This is a genomic window from Nocardiopsis sp. NPDC006139 (assembly GCF_040614155.1).
GTDB classification, from domain to species: Bacteria; Actinomycetota; Actinomycetes; order Streptosporangiales; family Streptosporangiaceae; genus Nocardiopsis; species Nocardiopsis changdeensis.
In genome coordinates, this window is record NZ_JBEXTT010000036.1 from 23,947 (window position 1) to 39,249 (window position 15,303).

Annotated in this window: 13 protein-coding genes; 9 read left to right on the forward strand and 4 right to left on the reverse strand. The window is 75.4% G+C overall.

The genetic code is table 11. The annotated features are described in order from the left end of the window. Nucleotides 1–208 precede the first annotated feature (208 nt). The 8 genes from ABZ249_RS30850 (at nucleotide 209) to ABZ249_RS30885 (ending at nucleotide 10,391) form a co-directional block, all read left to right on the forward strand. The gene (locus tag ABZ249_RS30850) at nucleotides 209–2,692 is read left to right on the forward strand and encodes a nitrate- and nitrite sensing domain-containing protein (protein ID WP_355269783.1); all 2,484 of its coding nucleotides are present in this window, start codon (nucleotides 209–211) and stop codon (nucleotides 2,690–2,692) included. Between the two features lies 1 nt (nucleotide 2,693). Continuing rightward, entirely contained in the window at nucleotides 2,694–3,128 is a 435-nt protein-coding gene (locus ABZ249_RS30855) for a roadblock/LC7 domain-containing protein (protein WP_355269785.1), read from the forward strand. Next, the gene (locus tag ABZ249_RS30860) at nucleotides 3,125–3,586 is read left to right on the forward strand and encodes a DUF742 domain-containing protein (RefSeq protein ID WP_355269787.1); all 462 of its coding nucleotides are present in this window, start codon (nucleotides 3,125–3,127) and stop codon (nucleotides 3,584–3,586) included. The genes ABZ249_RS30855 and ABZ249_RS30860 overlap by 4 nt, the downstream gene beginning before the upstream one ends. After that, the gene (locus ABZ249_RS30865; protein WP_220559975.1) at nucleotides 3,567–4,169 is read left to right on the forward strand and encodes an ATP/GTP-binding protein; all 603 of its coding nucleotides are present in this window, start codon (nucleotides 3,567–3,569) and stop codon (nucleotides 4,167–4,169) included. The genes ABZ249_RS30860 and ABZ249_RS30865 overlap by 20 nt, the downstream gene beginning before the upstream one ends. A gap of 155 nt (nucleotides 4,170–4,324) precedes the next feature. Next, nucleotides 4,325–5,239 carry a CbiX/SirB N-terminal domain-containing protein gene (locus tag ABZ249_RS30870; RefSeq protein WP_220559976.1) on the forward strand — a complete coding sequence of 305 codons (915 nt, stop codon included), beginning with the start codon at nucleotides 4,325–4,327 and terminating at the stop codon, nucleotides 5,237–5,239. 254 nt (nucleotides 5,240–5,493) lie between these two features. Beyond that, a complete protein-coding gene (locus tag ABZ249_RS30875) occupies nucleotides 5,494–8,829 on the forward strand; it encodes a nitrate- and nitrite sensing domain-containing protein (RefSeq protein ID WP_355269789.1) in 3,336 nt (1,111 codons plus the stop codon). Beyond that, nucleotides 8,819–9,253 carry a DUF742 domain-containing protein gene (locus ABZ249_RS30880; protein ID WP_355269791.1) on the forward strand — a complete coding sequence of 145 codons (435 nt, stop codon included), beginning with the start codon at nucleotides 8,819–8,821 and terminating at the stop codon, nucleotides 9,251–9,253. Before ABZ249_RS30875 ends, ABZ249_RS30880 begins: the two co-directional genes overlap by 11 nt. A 631-nt stretch (nucleotides 9,254–9,884) precedes the next feature. After that, nucleotides 9,885–10,391, forward strand: a complete 507-nt coding sequence (locus ABZ249_RS30885) for a hypothetical protein (RefSeq protein ID WP_255646432.1) — start codon at nucleotides 9,885–9,887, stop codon at nucleotides 10,389–10,391. Between the two features lie 95 nt (nucleotides 10,392–10,486). On the opposite strand, the gene ABZ249_RS30890 is transcribed toward ABZ249_RS30885, so the two are convergent. The 4 genes from ABZ249_RS30890 to ABZ249_RS30905 all read right to left on the reverse strand — a co-directional run bounded on the left by ABZ249_RS30890 (nucleotide 10,487) and on the right by ABZ249_RS30905 (nucleotide 13,358). After that, nucleotides 10,487–11,188 carry an HNH endonuclease family protein gene (locus tag ABZ249_RS30890; protein ID WP_355269793.1) on the reverse strand — a complete coding sequence of 234 codons (702 nt, stop codon included), beginning with the start codon at nucleotides 11,186–11,188 and terminating at the stop codon, nucleotides 10,487–10,489. Between the two features lie 178 nt (nucleotides 11,189–11,366). After that, nucleotides 11,367–11,948 carry a permease gene (locus ABZ249_RS30895; protein ID WP_355269795.1) on the reverse strand — a complete coding sequence of 194 codons (582 nt, stop codon included), beginning with the start codon at nucleotides 11,946–11,948 and terminating at the stop codon, nucleotides 11,367–11,369. Next, nucleotides 11,948–12,553, reverse strand: a complete 606-nt coding sequence (locus ABZ249_RS30900; RefSeq protein WP_355269797.1) for a WHG domain-containing protein — start codon at nucleotides 12,551–12,553, stop codon at nucleotides 11,948–11,950. The genes ABZ249_RS30895 and ABZ249_RS30900 overlap by 1 nt, the downstream gene beginning before the upstream one ends. After that, on the reverse strand, nucleotides 12,546–13,358 hold the full coding sequence (locus tag ABZ249_RS30905) for an alpha/beta fold hydrolase (RefSeq protein WP_355269803.1): 813 nt from the start codon (nucleotides 13,356–13,358) through the stop codon (nucleotides 12,546–12,548). The genes ABZ249_RS30900 and ABZ249_RS30905 overlap by 8 nt, the downstream gene beginning before the upstream one ends. 252 nt (nucleotides 13,359–13,610) lie before the next feature. Here ABZ249_RS30905 and tyrS point away from each other — a divergent pair, with 252 nt between their 5' ends. Then, nucleotides 13,611–14,912 (forward strand): tyrosine--tRNA ligase, encoded by a 1,302-nt coding sequence (gene tyrS, locus ABZ249_RS30910; RefSeq protein ID WP_355269799.1) that lies wholly within the window; start codon nucleotides 13,611–13,613, stop codon nucleotides 14,910–14,912. Nucleotides 14,913–15,303: the final 391 nt, after the last annotated feature.

Sequence of the window (15,303 nt, forward strand, 5' to 3'; positions counted from 1 at the left end):
CGGGCGCCGGGGCGGTCCCCGGGTGCCGAACGCGCGGCGGGCACCCGGACCCGGGTGTATTTCGCCGTTTCCCCGGCGGCCCGTCCGACGGTGCGATAGCGTCCGAAGTCCGCGGGTGCCGCTGAGTGCCCTCTCCGGTGCACACGGTGATGATCCGCGTCGGAACCACGCCGACCGGTGCCCGCGGTCAGTCCGCTGGAGGAGCGCAATGGGAAGACCGGGAGGCCGAGGCCGCGGCATCCGGGCGCAGCTCAACAGGATCGTGCTGATCCCGAGCATCACCTTCCTGGCCCTGTTCGTCCTGCTCAGCATGGCGACGCTGGCCCAGGCCGTCTCGCTGCGCTCGGCGGTGGCCGAGGGCCGGGCGGGCATCCACCTGGTCACCGCGCTCACCCGGCTGCAGGAGGAGCGCCGCCTGGCCGCCGAGTACCTGGCCGACCCCGGGTCCGGGAGCCGCCGGGCCCTGGCCGACCGCGCCCGCCTCACCGACGAGGCCGTCGACACCGTCCGCGGCCTCGACGGCTCCCTGGGCGACCGGGACGACCCCGGCACCCCCGCCCTCACCGAGGACCTCCTGGCCTCCTTCGACGCCGTCGCCGCGGCCCGCACCGCCGCTCTGGCCGACCCCCCGGCCGCCGGCGCCGACACCCTGGAGGCCTACACCTCGGCGATCCACCGGGGCATCCGCCTGTACTCCGGCACCATCCGCTCCCTGGACGACGGCGGCGCCTCCGCCGAGGCCGCCGCCACCACCGACCTGCTCTGGGCCCAGGAGTCCTTCAGCCACGCCGACGCCCTGGTCGCCGCCGTGGCCGTCCGCGGCGACCTCACCCGGGACGAGCAGACGCGGATCACCGCCCTGCTCCACGACGCCCGCCTGCGCCTGGACACCGTCCACCCCGGGGACGACGCCGGGGCGCCCACCCCCGCGGCCGTCACGCGGAGCGGCCCCTGGCAGCGGCTCCTGGAGATCGGCGCGGCCATCGGCTCCCACGAGGCGCCCGCCTCCCTCGACCCGGTCACCGCCGAGATCGTCCGCGACACCTCGCCGCCCGCCGGGCTGGCCGACTGGCGGGCCGAGGCCGACCGGGTCAACACCGAACTGGCCGACCTCACCGCCCGCCGGGCCGGCGACGTGGTCACCGCCACCGAGGCCGCCAGCGCCTGGATGCTCAGCCTCGCCCTGGGCGGCGGCATCACCTCCCTGTTCGCGGGCACCGTCGCCTACGGGGTGGCCGCCCGCTCCGCCGGACGCCTCACCCGCCGGCTGGCCCGGCTGCGCGCCGAGACCCTGGGCGTCGCCCGCGTCGACCTGCCCCGCATCGTGCGCCGCCTGGAGGCCGGGGAGAGCGTCGACCCCGACGCCGAGATCAAGCAGCTCGACCACGGCGACGACGAGGTCGGCCAGGTCGCCGACGCCTTCAACATCGCCCAGCGCACCGCCGTCGCCGCCACCGTCAAACAGGCCGAGCTGAGGTCGGGGGTCAACCGGGTCTTCCTGGGCATCGCCCACCGCAACCAGTCGCTCGTGCAGCGCCAGCTCCAGCTGCTGGACCGGATCGAGCGCGAGGAGGACGACCCCGACCTGCTGGAGAGCATCTTCCGGCTCGACCACCTGGCCACCCGCGGCCGCCGCCACGCCGAGAACCTCATCATCCTCGGCGGCGCCCGGCCCGGGCGGCGCTGGCGCCGGCCGATCCCGCTGATCGACATCCTGCGGGGCGCCGTGTCGGAGACCGAGGAGTACGCCCGGGTCCACGTCACCGCCGTGCCCGAGCTGTCCCTGGCCGGCGCCGCCGTCGCCGACGTCATCCACCTCCTCGCCGAGCTGGTGGAGAACGCCACCGCCTACTCGCCCCCGCACACCGACGTCACCATCTCCGCAGAGTCCGTGCCCAAGGGCGTGGCCGTCGAGATCGAGGACCGCGGCCTGGGCATGACCGAGGACGCCCTGACCCGCGCCAACACCACCCTCAGCGAGGCGCCCGAGTTCGACGTCATGGCGCCGGGCACCGACGCCCGCCTGGGCCTGTTCGTGGTCGCCCGGCTGGCCGTCAAGCACGACGTCCAGGTCGAGCTGCGGCCCTCGCCCTACGGCGGCACCCGCGCCGTCGTGCTCCTGCCCGGAGCGCTGTTCACCGCCGCCGGGGCGGCGCCCGACCACTCCCGGCCCGCCGCGCGCCGCGTTCAGCACGCCCCGGCCCAGGAGGGGGCGGACGCCGGGACCGCGGTCGGCGTCCTGGTCGCCGACGACGGGGCCGCGCCGCCCCGGCCCCGGCTGCGCCCGGTGCCCCCGCCCGACGGGGACGGCGCCGGGCACCGCGCCCCGCTCCTGCGCAGCGTCCCCGACCTGCCGGCCCCGGACGGGGCGCACGACGGCGCACCCGCGGACGGCCCCTCCCGCACCGCCGACCGCGCGGCGGCCGGCGGGGACCGTCCCGACCTGCCCCGGCGCAGGCGGCAGGCCAGCCTCGCCCCCCAGCTCAGACATTCGCCCGCACCGGAACCGGGGGAGGAGCAGGCCCCGCCGCCGAGCGCCCGCAGCCCGGAGGAGGCCCGCCGGATGATGGACGCCTTCAGCGCGGGGACCCGCCGGGGCCGCGCCGCGGACGTCGACGGTGACGGTGACGGGCGGCAGTACGACAGCCATGTCGGTGGCAGCACCGACGACCACACGGGAGAGAACGACTGAGATGGTGGGCAAGAGCAACGCCGTGGACAACCTCGACTGGCTCCTGGACGACCTGGCCGACCGGGTCGTGGGGGCCGCGCACGCGATCGTGCTGTCGGCCGACGGACTCCTCCTGGGCCGGTCCCGGGACCTGCCTCCCGAGGACGCCGAACACCTGTCGGCCCTGGCCTCCGCCTTCCAGAGCCTGGCCCGGGGCACCGGCCGCCACTTCGGCGGCGGCGACGTCCGCCAGACCGTGGTGGAGATGGAGCGCTCCTACCTCTTCGTGACCGCCGCCGGGGCCGGGGCCTGCCTGGCGGTGCTGGCCACCGAGGACGCCGACGTGGGCCTGGTCGCCTACGAGATGAACCTGCGGGTCAAGCGGGTGGGCCAGTTCCTCACCGCCGCGCCCCGCCGGCCCGGCGAGCTCACCACCACCGGGGGTGCCGGCTCATGACCGCGCAGGAGGAACGCCGGAGCCCGGCCTCCCGCCGCACCGCCGCGCCCTGGCACCCCGGGCGCGGGCACCCCACGTCCGAGGGCCCCGCCGAGGGACTGTCCCCCGGCGGCACCGTGGAGGGGGCCCTGGTCCGCCCCTACACGCTGACCCGCGGCCGGGTCCGGCCCACCGCCGCGGGCCCCCGGCTCGACCTCATCACCATCGTGGTGGCCGCCCGCGACCGGCGCGAGCGGCCGCTGGAACCCGAGCGCCGGGCCATCCTCGAGCTGTGCCGCAGGCCCATCTCGGTGGCCGAGGTCTCCGCCCGGCTCGACATCCCCCTCACCGTGGTCCGGGTGCTGCTGGGCGACCTGCTCGCCGACGGCGACATCCGCACCCGGGCGGCGACGCCCATCTCCCAGCTCCCCGAGAAGAAAGTGCTGCAGGCGGTACTCGATGGCATCCGCAGACTCTGAGACCAGGCCGGGGGAGGCCGAGGCGATCCCCCAGGCGGTCAAGATCATCATCGCCGGCGGCTTCGGCGCCGGGAAGACCACCATGGTGGCCTCGGTCAGCGAGATCACCCCGTTGAGCACGGAGGAGGTGATGACCGAGGCCAGCTACGGGATCGACGACCTCGGGGGAGTGGAGGACAAGACCACCACCACCGTCGCCCTGGACTTCGGCCGCATCACCGTCAACCCCGACGTCGTCCTCTACCTGTTCGGCACGCCCGGGCAGGACCGCTTCTGGTTCATGTGGGACGAGCTCGCCGAGGGCGCCCTGGGCGCGGTGGTCCTGGCCGACACCCGCCGCCTGGAGACCTGTTTCCACGCGGTGGACTTCTTCGAGCGCCGCGGCGTGCCCTTCGTGGTGGCGGTCAACCGCTTCGAGGGCGCCGAGGACTACGACCCCGAGGAGGTGCGCAGGGCCCTGGACGTGGACGCCTCGGTGCCCGTCGTCCTCGCCGACGCCCGCGACCGCGCCTCCTGCCGGGACGTGCTGGTCGCCCTGGTCACCCATGTCATCCACGGCCGCAGGCCGGCCCTGAGCGGGTGAGCCCGCCGGGGTGGTACCCCGCCCCGCCGGCGGGGGAACGGTCCGGTGTACGTTCGGGAGACACACCCGTGGATATGCCCTGGAACGCTACAATGGCGCGTCAGTGACAACGCTCCGACCGGGCGATCCGTCCGCCTCTCATCCTGAATCCTGGTATGCGAAACTCAGATCGACTCCCCCCACGCGAACTGCCCAAGCGGCGGTCCGGCCGCCATCGGAACCCGCTGTCCTTCGACGACTGGTTCGGGACCCCGACCCTGATCATGGCGGTCCCCGGCACCGCCGAGCGGGCCCGGGGCGTCGACGGTGAGTCCATCGGCGCCCGCATGGCCGACCTGGTGCGCGCCTACCGGCCCGAGGTGACGATCCGCCACGGGCACCTGGAAGGCGACGAGGAGACCCTCGCCGAGGCGCTGTCCGGCCTGCAGGGCGACGGCGAGCGGCCGCTGACCGGTGTGGTCGTCCCCCTGGTCACCGCCCCGCACGCCGGGGTCTCGGCCGCCATCGACGCCGCCGTGCGCGCCTCCGGCGCCGACGTGCGCGTCAGCGAGGGCCTGGGCCCGCACCCGATGCTCGCCGAGGTCCTGCACCTGCGGCTCGCTGAGAGCGGCTACGTGCGGGCCGACCGCATGCGCCTGATCAGCGTCGTGGCCCGCGACACCGGTATGGCCGACGGAGTGGTGGTCGGCGCGGTCGGCGGCGAGGCCGCCGTGGCCGCGGCCGGGGTGACCGCCGTCCTGCTGGCCGCCCGCCTGGGACTGACCGTGCTGCCCGCCGACCTGGAGAACGAGGCGGCCCTGGAGCAGGCCATCGGGCAGCTGCGCCAGGGCGGCTGCCGCCGCCCGGTCATCGCCCCCAGCGCCCTGGGCCCGGAGCTGCGCGCGGACCTGTCGGCCACCGCGGAGCGGTTCGGCGCGCGCCTGGGCGCCCCGCTGGGCGCCGACGGCCTGCTCGGCAAGATCGCCGCGCTGCGCTACGCCGAGATCCTCAACTCGCTGGGCGTGGAGCAGCCGCCGACCGCCGACCAGCTGCCCGCCCCGGTCGGTTCGCGCCACCGTCCGGAGGCCTGAGCACGGCGACACGCCGTGGGATGAGGCGTGTTCACGGGGCCGTCCGCTTCTGCGGGCGGCCCCGCCGCCGTTCACAGGCGCCTCGACCTGGAGCTTCGAGGGCGTTCGGGAAGGTCGTCACGGGTCTTCCGTATCTCCGAAGACAACTCGTAGTAATCATTTGACAGCGTTCCGCCATGATTTTTCGATAGCCTCGGCACGACCGAAAGCCGCCGAGGCCCCCCGGCCCGGCACCCGCACAGGCTGGAGGGGCCATGCGCAGAACCCGCGTCAAAGCGTCCACGATCCGTGGGCAGCTCAACCGCATCGTGCTCGTGCCGAGCCTGTGCTTCCTGGCCCTGTGGCTGATCGTCGCCGCGGTCGGCACCGTCCAGGCCGTCCGGCTCATGGGCGCCGTCGTCCAGGCCCGCGAGGGCACCGAGGTCTTCGCCGCCGCCGTTCTGGAGCTGCGCTCCGAGCGCCGCATGGGCCTGGTCCACCTGGGCCGCCTCGAAGCGGGGGAGGCCGTCGACACCGAGGCCCTGCGCGAGCAGCGCTCCCGCACCGACGCCGCCGTCGCCGACGCCGTCGGCTTCGCCGGGCGCCTGGAGGCCACCCGCGACGACGAGGTCCGCCGCAGCGCCGACGCGTTCACCGAGGCCGCCGAGACCCTGCCGGCCCTGCGCACCGCCCTGGACGACGGCTCCGCCGTCCAGGAGCAGATCCTGGTCGGCTACGCGGAGGTCCTCGACGGCGCCACCGCCGTCACCACCGCCCTGGTGCACACCACCGACGGCGGGGAGAACCTCACCGACGCCGTCCTGACCAGCGAGCTCCTGCGCGCCGCCGCCGAGTACTCCACCGCCGACGCCCTCCTGGCCGGGGTCGCCGCCCGCGGCACGATGGGCTACGAGGAGACCGCCCACTTCACCTACCTCACCGCCTCCTACCGCGACACCCTGGCCGAGGCCGCCCCCCTGCTCTCACCGGCCGTGGGCGCCCGGCAGGAGGAGATGGCGGCCGACCCGGCCTGGATCCGGGCCGAGGACATCAGCCGCGGGGTCGTCACCCGCTCCCCGGCGACCGCCGCCGACGACCCCGGGCAGGGCTCGCCCCCGGAGTGGAACACCGCCGTCGACGTCGACGTCGCCGACTGGGACGAGTCCTCCGGCGCCTCCGTCGCCCTGATCGACGAGCTGGCCCGCGCCCAGGCCGACCGGACCGTGGACCTGGCCTGGAGGGCCTCCCTCGCCCAGGTGTCCTTCGGGGTGGCGGCCGCCCTGGTCAGCCTGGCCGGCGGCGCCATCGCCCTGGCCACCGTCCGCCGCTCCTCCCGGCGCCTCACCGACCGGCTCGCCCTGCTGCGCGAACGCGTCATGGAGCGCGACGACGACCTGCCCGACATCGTCGAGCGGGCCCAGCGCGGGGACCGGGTGGACGCCCACGAGGAGCTGCCCCCGCTGGACGAGTTCGGCGACGACGAGATCGGCCAGGTCGCCGAGGCGTTCGACAGCGCCCAGCTCACCGCCGTCGAGGCGGCCGTGCGGCAGGCGGAGATCCGCCGCGGCGCCAACAAGGCGTTCCTGGGCATCGCCTTCCGCAACCAGAACCTCGTCCAGCGCCAGCTGCGGCTGCTCGACGAGATCGAGTACGACGAACAGGACCCCGAGGCCCTCGGCCGGCTTTTCCGGCTCGACCACCTCACCACCCGGGCCCGCCGGTACGCCGACAACCTCATCATCCTCGGCGGGGGCCAGTCCGCCCGCCGCTGGCGCCAGCCGCGCCCCCTGGTGGACGTGCTGCGCGCCGCCATCGCCGAGACCGAGGACTTCGAACGGGTCCGGCTGACCTCGGCGCCCCGCATGCTCATGCACGGCCAGGCCGTCGCCGACATCGTGCACCTGCTGGCCGAGCTGATCGAGAACGCCACCCAGTTCTCCCCGGCGGGCACCCCGGTGGACGTGGGCTGCGGCCCCTGCCCGGAGGGACTGCTGGTGGAGGTCGAGGACCGCGGCCTGGGCATGTCCGAGCACGGGTACGAGCAGGCCCGCCGCACCCTGGCGCGGCCGCCGGAGTTCGACGTGATGGCGCTGCCCGACGACCCCAGGCTGGGACTGTTCGTGGTGGCCCGACTGGCCGAACGCCACGGCGTGCGGGTGTGGCTGGAGCCCTCGCCGTACGGGGGCACCCGGGCGATCACCCTCGTCCCCAAGTCCCTGCTGGAGCCCGCCGACGCACCGCCGGCCGCCGGCCCGCGCGGCGTGGTCCCGGCCGCGGCGGCTCCCGCCGAGGGGGACGTGCGCCGGGCGTTCGGCCTGTCGGAGGCCCGGACCGGGGCCGCCCCCGCGGGCGTGCGCCCCGAACGCGAGCCGGAACGCTGGGCCGCCCCGGAGGGCGGGCCCGACCTGCGGCCGGTCGCCGCCGACGGCCCCGACACCGGCGACTCTGCGGAGCCGGACCCCCGCACCGGAACGCCCCCCGAGCGCGTCGGGCCCTCGGGCGCCCCGAACCCGTACACCGACCCGCCCCGGCCCACCGGGCCCCGGGCCGCCTTCGCCGCCGACGGCCCAGTGGAGCCGGACCCGCGCCCCGAACCGGTCCGGGACACCGGTCCCCGCCCGGTCCCCGACCCCGGCACCGGCCGGTCGGCCCCCCACTCGGGCGCGATCCCGGTCACCGGACCCCGGACCGCCTCCGGCGGCGGGGAGACGGGCCCGCACCGGCTCCCGGGCACCGGCGCTCAGGCGGCCCCCGGCGACGGGACCGGCGTCCACACGGGCCCGGTCCGGAGCGTCGGACCCCGGGCCGCCGCGGGCGACGCCCCGGGCGGGCCCGGCCCGGACGCCGACCGTGTCCGGACCACCGGCCCGCAGGCACCGGTCGACCCCCGCCCGCCGGCCGGGGAGCCCCCGCGCGGGCCGCACCCGGCCGACGCCCCGGGCGAGATCGACCTGTTCGCCGAACCGCCCGCCTTCGAGGACGTGCCGGCCGGCGAGCGGCGACAGCGGTACTCCGCGGACCCCGGCCCCGGCGGCCCGGGCCCGGACACCGGCCGACAGTGGGACGTGCGCTGGGGGGACAGCGGCCCGCAGGAGGTGCTCGGCGACCTCAGCCGACACCACGCCGAACCGCGGCACCGCACCGATCCCTTCCGTGCCACCGGCCCCGGGGCGGTGCCCGGTGCCCCGGGCGGGTACCCGGGCGACCCCACCGAACCCCTGCCCCACCTGACGGCGGAGCACCGCCGCCCCGACCCGGCCCCGCCGCGTCCCGGCACGGCGCCCGAGAACGGCCGCCCGGCCCCCCGCCGCGACCTGCCCCCGGGGTTCACCGGCCCCCGCCCCGTCGGCCCCGACCGCGGCCGCCCGGTCGGCCCGTGGCCGGACGGCGCGCCGACCGCGCCCTTCCCGGCCCCGGAGGGCCGGCCCGCCGACGGGGACCCGCGCGGTGTCCCCGACGACCGCGCCGAGGGCCCCCGGCACTCCCGGCGGGCCCCGGACGGCCCTCCGGACCCGGAGCGGGCGCCCCTGCCCAAACGCCCCGTGCCCCGCGAGCGGGACGTCCCCCGAGTACCGGCTCCCACACCACCGGGAGGACACAGTGAGCCATGACAGACGCCGGGCCGTGGCCCGGCACGTAGGGGAGGGCGCGGACCTCGACCCCGACGGCGGGGCCGACCCGGACCGGGCCGAGGAGCGGTTCCTGCGCCCGTTCGCCGTGGCCGCGGGGGACCCGGACGGAGCGGACCCGGGCCCGGGACCCGAGACGCTGGACCTGCTCACCCTGGTGGTCGCCGCGCGCACCCCGGGGCGCCGGGAATGGCTGCGCCCGGAGCGCGAGGCCATCCTCCGCCACGCCCTGCGGGCCCGCACCGTCGTCGAGCTGGCCGCCGAGGTCAACCTCCCCGTCGGCCAGGTCAGGGCGATGGCCGCCCGCATGATCGCGGACGGCTCCCTGCAGCGGTGCGGTCCCTCCCGCCCGCTGGCCCGCAAGGACATCCTGCACGCCGTCCTCGTCGGCCTGCGCTCCCTGTAGCGTCCGCGGTGTCCGGTCCGCCCGCAGGGCCCTTAGCCCGTGCGCGCCCTCTCCGCGGACCGGCGCCGCCCGGCCCGGACCGGTCCTCCGCCGGTGTGCGCCCTCTTCGCAGCCCGGTGCCGCCCGGCCCCGTAGGCGGTCGGCACCGGCCACCCCGGCCACGACCGGCCCTCCGCCCGTGCGCGCTTCCTCCACTGACCGGTGCCGACCCGGTCCCGACCGGTCCCGGCCCCCGGGCACGAGCGGCCCTCCGCCTGCGCGCGCTTTCTCGACGGATCGGCGGCGACCGGACTCAGAAGGGAGCGGCCACGACCGCCCCGGACATGACCGTTCCCGGCCGCCCGGGTACGACCGGCCCCGGGGCGGCCGTACCCGTCCCCATCCCCGCCCCCGTCCGGTTCCCGTTCCCCCGGACGGCACCCGATGTCCCCCGCCCGTCCCCCGCCGTCCGCCGTCCCGCCGGATTGACCCGGGCACGAGCGGGAAGGGGACGGAACCGGGTGGCGGCGCGTGTCGCAACGGGGTTATCCACAGGTTCCGGAACACGCTGGTCCGGACCTCGTGCGCGGCCCAGCATGAAAGGGAGCCGGACGGTCCGGGAAGGTCCCGCACCGCGCCGGTCGGAGGTCCCATGTCCTTCATCCGCCCGCTCGCGGCGTTCCTCGCCGCGGTGTTCACGCTCGCGCTCACGACGGCCGCCGCCGTCACCGACCTACGAGGGGGAGAGTTGGACGGCTTCAGCATCGGACATCTGCCAGTGGCGATCGACGACCGGACCTCGGTCTCCGACTTCGAGTACGAGTGGGGGGACGTCGCCTTCTCCAGCAGGGTGTGGGAACGCCCCCGGGAGGGGGGAGGCGCCGAGGTGGTGCTCCAGGTCCTGGTCCTGCGCGGGGACGGGCTCACCGACCTGGACGCGCTGCGGGCCTTCCTCGCCGAGTACCACGAGCGCGACCCCGACGAGTGGGAGCTCACCCCGTTCGACAACGGCGGGGTCCCGGCGCTGCACGGTGAGACCGAGGCCTTCTGGACCCCGGGCACGGGCGTCGCGGTGGAGGTCCGCGACGCCTTCGGGATCCTCGGCCCCGAAGAACTGCTGGCCACCGCCCGGGGGATCACCCTCGCCGACCCCCGCTGAGAAGGGAGCGGCCCGGCGCGCCGCGGACGTCCTCCGCGGTACGCCGGGCCGGCCCGGTCCCGGAGCCGCCCCGCGGGCGGCGCCGGGGCGGCGGCTCAGCAGCCGTCCAGCACCCCGCGGAGCGCGGCCTCCTCGTCGGTGTCCACGCTCAGGTCCCACACGTGCTTGACCTCGATCCACGCGGCCGCGTACTCGCAGTGCACGGACTCCAGCGGGGGCATCCAGTCGGCGGGGTCGGCGTCGCCCTTGGACCGGTTGGTCGTGGCGCTCACCGCCCACAGCTGCGGCGACGACTCCAGGTCGTTGGCGAACCGCTCCCGCTCCTCGGTGGTCCACGCGTGGGCCCCCGAGCGCCAGCCCTCCTTCAGCGGCACCATGTGGTCGATGTCGAGGTCCTGGGGGTCGGTGAAGGTCTCGCCGTCGTAGGCGCTGTACCAGGACCCGGAGACCGCGCGGCAGTCCTCGTTCATCTCCACGTTCTCGCCGGAGCGCTCCAGCACCGTCTGCCGGGTGTCGCACCCGTCCTGGCTGCTCCAGTGGGGGAACATCGCGCGGTCGTATCCGGGCGGGTCGTTCTCCGCCTCGACGGTCAGCTCGTCCAGCATGGTCCGGGCCTGCTCGACGGACACCTCCCCGGAGGGGGAGGAGGGGGCGCCGTCCCGCGGGGCGCCGGTGTCCTCCTCCAGGCCCAGGTCGATGATCCCGAGCTGGTACAGGACGAACGCTGCGACGACGATCGCGCCGACGACGGCGGAGATGATCCCGCCCAGCTTCGACGACGACTTCTTATCGGCCATGAGGGAACTCCACGGGCTGGTGAACGGGGCGCGCCGCCGTGGAGCGGCGCCGACCTCCAGCTTGTCGCATTCCGGGGCCGGTCGGGAACATTCGGCGATGCCGCCCCCGATCCGGCCGACCGGAACGGGGGCCGCCGAGCGGTCCGCCGTCCCCTGGTGCCCGTGGGTTGGGAGGGGCTCAGGAGGCGAAGAGGTCGAACACGAACGATCCGGCCAGGAGCAGCCCCACACCCGCGCTGTACGCCCACGCCCGCCCCCGGTGGTCCGGCAGGTCCCGCAGCGTGCGCCACCCGTACAGCAGCGCCCCGGCCGCCACCAGCGCGCCCTCCACCACGGCCGCCGCCGCGGGGACCTCCCACAGGCCCAGGCCCAGCAGCGGCGGTCCGGAACCGCCGGGCAGCAGCGGCATGTCGGGCCGGTGCACCAGCAGGTCGAGCAGCCAGTGCGAGAACACCACCCCGCCCAGCACCCACCCGGCATGGGAACCCCACCGCCCCCGCAGGAACACGTGCACCAGCAGTCCCACGACCGCCGCGAACACTACGTTCGACACCAGGGCGTGCGAGAACGGCGCCGTGATGAGCAGCGACCCGTACCCGCTCAGCCCGGGGTCGGCGGGCGCCATGGACTCCGCGCCCAGCGCGGCCAGCGGCGCGAACACCAGGTCGGGGACCTGCGAGGCCACCAGCAGCGCCGCCATCGGTATCTCCGGCCGCCACGCCTTGACGATCCCGGCCACCCCGAAGTGCCCCGCCAGCATCAGTCCGCCCTCCGTCCGCGGGCCGCCCCGCCGCCGTCCCCGTTCCCGGGCCAGTCCCGGTAAGCGCGTACGAACCCCTCCACCAGCAGCGCGAAACTCTCGTCCACGTCCTCGGGGAGGCCGAACCCGCCCTGCACCTCCAGGTCCACGAAGCCGTGGAGCGCGCTGCGCAGCGCCCGGACCGCGTGCACCGACCGGTCCTCGGTGATCCCGAACCCGCGCAGCACCGCCGCCAGCACCGCGACCGGGTCGGTGTCCAGCTTCGCGTCGGGAGCGGCCATCCGGGGGAGCCGCTGCAGGTGGACGTAGCGCCCGGGATGCGCGTGGGCGTAGGCGCGGTAGGCGTCGGCGCAGGCGCGCAGCGCGTCCGGCCCGGAGCGGCCCACCGCCGCCCGCTGGACGGCCTCGCCGATCTCGTTCGCGGCCAGCACCGCTATGCCGCTCCGCAGCCCCGGCAGACCTTCCACGTGCTTGTACAGGCTGGGCACGGCCACGCCGAACCGCTTGGCCACCGCGGCCAGCGACAGCGCCTCCCAGCCCTGCTCGTCCACCAGCCGGGCGGCCTCGGCGACCACCAGCTCGGGTGTGAGTCCGGCCCTAGGCATCGGCGCGCACCTGCGCGATCAGCTCCTCCAGCACCGGCACGACCAGGTCGGGCCGCTGGCTCTGGGGGTAGTGGCCGCACTCGGGCAGCATCACCACCCGGCCGCCGACGACCGAGCCCACCCAGGCGGCCTCCGCCGCCGGGTCCTTCCAGTCGGGGTCCAGCTCGCCGCCGACGACCACGGCCCGGGCGCGCAGGCCCTCCGCGGCCAGGACCTCCTCGTTCGGCGCGTTCACGGTGCCGCGCACCGCGCGGAACCGGTCGGCGGGGCGCAGCATCGCCAGGACCCGGTCCAGCTGCTCCCGGTGCCCCTGCGGTGTGCGGCCCTTGTGCAGGCCGTCGTAGAAGCCGGTCAGCAGCCGCGGTCCCCAGGGGCGCAGCAGCATCAGCCGCAGGGCGGCCCGCATGAACACGTTCGGCTTCCCGGCGCGCAGGAAGGCGGCCATGGGAACGATGCCGGCCACCAGGTCGGGGCGCTCCAGTGCGGCGATGGTCACGGCGGCGCCGCCCATCGAGGTGCCGACCATGACGACGTCCCGCCCGCCCAGCTCCTCGGCCAGCGCGATGGCGTCCGTGGCCGCGGCCCGGTTGGTGTGGTCGTCGAAGGTCGCGTCGCTGTCCCCGTGCCCGCGCAGGTCCATGACGGCGACCCGGTGCCCGGCCGCGGCCAGGGCCTCGCCCACGAACCGGAAGGACGCCCGGTGGTCGAACATCCCGGGCACGCAGACCACCAGGGTGCCGTCGGTGTGGTCCGCCCCGTACAGGTCGTACGCGATCCGCCCCTGGGGCCGGGTGAGGTGTCGCACGGTCCGCTCTCCACTGCTCAAGCTCATCTCCATAGCCATGAAGCTAAGGGCATTAGCTTGAGGTGTCAAGAGCCCCTCACGAAGGGGAACCGGGAGCCGTGCGGACGCCCGCGGCCGCGGAACCGATAGCGTGACGGTGGAGCGCAGGTCAGGGGCGGCGGAGGGGAAAAGAGGGTGTGCCCCCTCCGGGTCCGACCTACACTGCAAGGCAGATCGGGCCCCGGCCCGCCTACGAATCAGAGAGCAAGCACAGTGACCGACATCATCGACGAACTCCAGTGGCGCGGCCTCATCGCGCAGACGACCGACCTTGACGCACTCCGCAAGGCGCTCGCCGATGGTCCGATCACCCTGTATTGCGGCTTCGACCCGACGGCGGGGAGCCTGCACGTCGGCCACCTCACCCAGATCCTCACCCTGGCCCGCTTCCAGCAGGCGGGCCACCGGCCCATCGCCCTGGTCGGCGGCGGGACGGGCATGATCGGCGACCCCAAGCCGAACGCCGAGCGCCAGCTCAACTCCGTGGAGACCGTGCTCGGCTGGGTGGAGGCGCTGCGCGGCCAGCTGTCCGCGTTCCTGCGGTTCGCCCCGGAGGGGGAGACCCCGGGGGCGACCGACGCGATCCTGGCCAACAACGCCGAGTGGCTGTCGGGGATCAACGCCATCGAGTTCCTGCGCGACGTGGGCAAGCACTTCAGCGTCAACCAGATGCTCGCCCGCGAGACCGTCAAGAGCCGTCTCGACGGCGAGGGGATGAGCTACACCGAGTTCAGCTACGTGCTGCTGCAGTCCTACGACTTCGTGCAGCTGTACCGGCGCTTCGGGTGCACGCTCCAGACCGGCGGCTCCGACCAGTGGGGCAACATCACCGCGGGCCTGGACCTCGTCCGCCGGATCGACGGCAACGAGCCGCACGGCCAGGCGCACGCCCTGACCACCAACCTGCTCACCAAGGCGGACGGCACCAAGTTCGGCAAGACCGAGACCGGCACGGTGTGGCTGGACCCGGAGCTGACCTCGCCGTACGCGTTCTACCAGTTCTGGTTCAACGCCGACGACCGCGACGTGGTCCGCTACCTCAAGGTGTTCAGCTTCCGCTCGCAAGAGGAGATCGCCGAGCTGGAGCGCCAGACGCAGGAGCGCCCGCAGGCCCGCGCCGCCCAGCGCGCCCTGGCGGAGGAGCTCACGACCCTGGTGCACGGCGCGGACGAGTGCCGCAAGGTCATCGACGCCAGCCTGGCCCTCTTCGGCCGCGCCGAGCTCTCCGAGCTCGACGCGCGCACCCTGGAGGCGGCCCTGGCCGAGGTGCCCAAGGCCGAGGTGTCCGGCCCGGTGGCCAACCTGCCGGGGGTCGCGGACCTGTTCGCCCAGAGCGGCCTGACCCCGAGCAAGTCCGCGGCCCGCCGCGCCATCCAGGAGGGCGGTGCCTACGTGAACAACACCAAGGTCACCGACGTGGAGGCGCGCCTGACCGAGGACGACGTCCTCCAGGGGCGGTTCGTGGTGCTGCGCAAGGGCAAGCGCAACATCGGCGGAGTCGTCCTGACCGGCTGAGCCGCGGGACCCACGGGGCCGGCGCCTTCGGGCGCCGGCCCTTCGTGTTGCGGGGGAGGCGGAGAATTTGCCCCGGCATGAGGGTTTCGAGGGGAATCTCCCGGGGAGAACGACTGTTGTCCGATGAACAACGGCCCACGTGAGTGGACGGCTCCCGGTGTGGGGAGCGGCCCCAGGCACGAGGCACCCAGGACCCAGAGACGCAACCGCGCCCACGGGCGCCAGGTCCCCGGTTCGACACCCGACCCGGGCCACGGTTTGACGTCCTCGGTACACCTCCCTATACTCGAAAGAGCCGCTGCGGGACGGCGAGCGCCCAGAGGGCGTGTTCGGCCCCGGACCGCGTCGAAGCGGCACCTCCTCTTCACTCCGACCAGAGCGTCACGGGCAT

Coding starts and splice junctions, on each gene's coding strand:
- ABZ249_RS30890 (WP_355269793.1), bottom strand. CDS start 11,188: ATGGCCGATAAGAAGTCGTCGTCGAAGCTGGGCGGGATCATCTCCGCC.
- ABZ249_RS30885 (WP_255646432.1), top strand. CDS start 9,885: ATGTCCTTCATCCGCCCGCTCGCGGCGTTCCTCGCCGCGGTGTTCACG.
- ABZ249_RS30875 (WP_355269789.1), top strand. CDS start 5,494: ATGCGCAGAACCCGCGTCAAAGCGTCCACGATCCGTGGGCAGCTCAAC.
- ABZ249_RS30870 (WP_220559976.1), top strand. CDS start 4,325: ATGCGAAACTCAGATCGACTCCCCCCACGCGAACTGCCCAAGCGGCGG.
- ABZ249_RS30865 (WP_220559975.1), top strand. CDS start 3,567: ATGGCATCCGCAGACTCTGAGACCAGGCCGGGGGAGGCCGAGGCGATC.
- ABZ249_RS30900 (WP_355269797.1), bottom strand. CDS start 12,553: ATGCCTAGGGCCGGACTCACACCCGAGCTGGTGGTCGCCGAGGCCGCC.
- ABZ249_RS30855 (WP_355269785.1), top strand. CDS start 2,694: ATGGTGGGCAAGAGCAACGCCGTGGACAACCTCGACTGGCTCCTGGAC.
- ABZ249_RS30895 (WP_355269795.1), bottom strand. CDS start 11,948: ATGCTGGCGGGGCACTTCGGGGTGGCCGGGATCGTCAAGGCGTGGCGG.
- ABZ249_RS30850 (WP_355269783.1), top strand. CDS start 209: ATGGGAAGACCGGGAGGCCGAGGCCGCGGCATCCGGGCGCAGCTCAAC.
- ABZ249_RS30860 (WP_355269787.1), top strand. CDS start 3,125: ATGACCGCGCAGGAGGAACGCCGGAGCCCGGCCTCCCGCCGCACCGCC.